This window comes from Nocardioides sp., assembly GCF_035481145.1.
Lineage (GTDB): Bacteria > Actinomycetota > Actinomycetes > Propionibacteriales > Nocardioidaceae > Nocardioides.
Genome location: NZ_DATIHB010000038.1, coordinates 1 through 2058 on the forward strand (window position 1 = coordinate 1; position 2058 = coordinate 2058).

3 protein-coding genes and 1 pseudogene are annotated in these 2058 nt (G+C 71.5%); 3 read left to right on the forward strand and 1 reads right to left on the reverse strand.

The window, feature by feature from the left end:
- A pseudogene (locus tag VLF38_RS03015) lies at nucleotides 1-497 on the forward strand (hypothetical protein); the annotation flags it as partial.
- Nucleotides 498-560: 63 nt separating this feature from the next.
- Complete coding sequence (locus VLF38_RS03020) at nucleotides 561-1169, forward strand: pentapeptide repeat-containing protein (RefSeq protein ID WP_325269811.1); 609 nt, start codon at nucleotides 561-563, stop codon at nucleotides 1167-1169.
- On the opposite strand, the gene VLF38_RS03025 is transcribed toward VLF38_RS03020, so the two are convergent.
- The gene (locus VLF38_RS03025) at nucleotides 1159-1719 is read right to left on the reverse strand and encodes a TetR/AcrR family transcriptional regulator C-terminal domain-containing protein (RefSeq protein ID WP_325269812.1); all 561 of its coding nucleotides are present in this window, start codon (nucleotides 1717-1719) and stop codon (nucleotides 1159-1161) included. The two genes, VLF38_RS03020 and VLF38_RS03025, sit on opposite strands and share 11 nt — an antisense overlap.
- 104 nt (nucleotides 1720-1823) lie before the next feature.
- On the opposite strand from VLF38_RS03025, the gene VLF38_RS03030 reads away from it, so the two are divergent.
- On the forward strand, nucleotides 1824-2058 hold a 235-nt coding region (locus tag VLF38_RS03030), incomplete at its 3' end, for a biotin transporter BioY (RefSeq protein ID WP_325269813.1).

Sequence of the window (2058 nt, forward strand, 5' to 3'; positions counted from 1 at the left end):
CCGACGAGGTCGTGGAGACGCACCGGATCGTCTGCTCGCACTTCGACGCGTACCGGTTCTTCACCGGGCCGGCCCGCCCGCTCAACATCCTGTCGCCCGGCCGCGACGACCGGGCGTCGTACGAGCAACCCGCCTGCCTCCACGGCAACATGGACCTCTACAAGCACGCCTTCCGGCTCACGCCGATGGTCTCCTCCGACCTGGTGGCCGACTGCTTCGAGCTGGCGCGCGACATCCGCGAGCTCGACATGCGTGCCTCGCCCTACGACCTCGCCGACCTCGGCTTCGCACCGCTGCGCATCGAGACCGCCGGAGGCAAGCAGGAGTACGCCGCCGCGCAGCGTGGGTTCGCCGAGCGGGCGGCGCCGCTGCGGCAGCGGTTGATCTCCGAGTGCGAGCGGCTGCTGGACGTCCGGTCGTCGGGACAGGCGTCGGCGAGCGGAGCCCCCAACGGGTGCTTGGGGGTCGTTCTTCCCGCCTCGAGGTCGATGCATTGACCACACAGCGTGAGTTTCCCCGGATATCCGGTGATTCTGGACGACGCGAGCCACGGACCGTCGATGGCTGAGCCCCGGACGGCCGAGGGCCGGCACTTCCGTGACGAGGACTGGTACGGCGAGGAGCTGGGGGCCGCCAGGTTCACCGAGTGCACGTTCACCGGGGTCGACCTCAGCGAGGCCAGCACCTCGGGTGCGGTGTTCGACCGGTGCACCTTCCACAGCTGCCGCTTCAACTCCTCGACCCACCGGGCGACCGCCTTCGTGGCCTGCGACGTGCGCCGCGGCAACTTCTTCGATGCGACCTTCGAGGGCTGCAAGCTGGCCGGCACGGTCTTCGTCGAGTGCAGGATGCGGCCGATCAGGGTGAGCGGCGGTCAGTGGCAGGGCGTGACGATCCGCGGCACGGACCTGACCAGGCTCGACCTGACCGGTCTCGACCTGAGGGAGGCGGACCTGTCGTCGAGCGACCTCAGCGGATCGACCCTGAGGGACTGCCGCCTCGACGGCGCCAACCTCCGTGACACGCAGCTGGGTGGCGCCGATCTGCGGGGCGCCTCGCTCGACCGGGTCGACCTGGCCGCTGCGCGACTGCGGCGGACACGGCTCGACCTCGCGGGCGCTGTGCTCCTCGCGGAGCTGCACGGTGCCGACGTCGACGTCAGTCGCTGAGCTCCGCGGCGATGCCCGCCACCACGATGGCGAGCCCTGCGTCGAAGTCGCCCGCGCCGCGCGGCGGGCTGTCGATGGCGCCGAGCCGCGCCGCCTGCGCATGGGCCTGCTCGTCGATGGCGTGACCGTAGACGAAGTGCAGGAGCGTGCGGGCGGCGGTCCGCGCCAGCTCGGTGCCCAGGCCGCCTGCCTCGAGCAGCTTGGCCAGGTCGTCGTACGGCGCCTGCCCGCCGAGTCCGAACGCCCACATGGTGGCGACGACGTCCGCGCCGTCCTGGTAGGCGAGCACCGCCTGGCGCACCTCGGCACAGCGTGCGCGCACCTGCTCGTCCCACGGCGCGTCGGGGGCCGCCGACCCCTGCGGACCGCGGGCGATGATCTCGTCGGCAACCGCGCCGAGCAGCGCCTGCTTGCTGGGGAAGTGGTGGTAGATCGCGCTCGGTTGCACACCGAGCTCGGCGCCGAGTCGGCGCATGGTGAGGTCGGGCAGCCCGACCTCGCCGAGGATGTCGAGCGCACGGGCCACCACGTCGGCGCGGCGATGGCGCATGTGACCTCCTTCACGACCGCATTGACCGGGACGGCCCCGGCACCCTAACCTGAACGCCGTTCACCTGACCAGCGTTCAGGTTCTCGCGTCGAAAGAGTAGACCCGTGTCCCACACCCCCCGTCGCACCGGCACCGACATCGCCCTGATCGCCGGCTTCGCGGCGCTCATCGCGGTCTGCGCGATCCTTCCCGCCATCAACGTCGCCGGCCCGGTGCCGATCACCCTCCAGACCTTCGCGGTCCTGCTCAGCGGCGCCGTTCTCGGCATGCGCCGCGGCTTCTTCGCCGCCCTCCTCTACGTCCCCGTCGGCGCCGCCGGCCTCCCCATCTTCTCGGGTG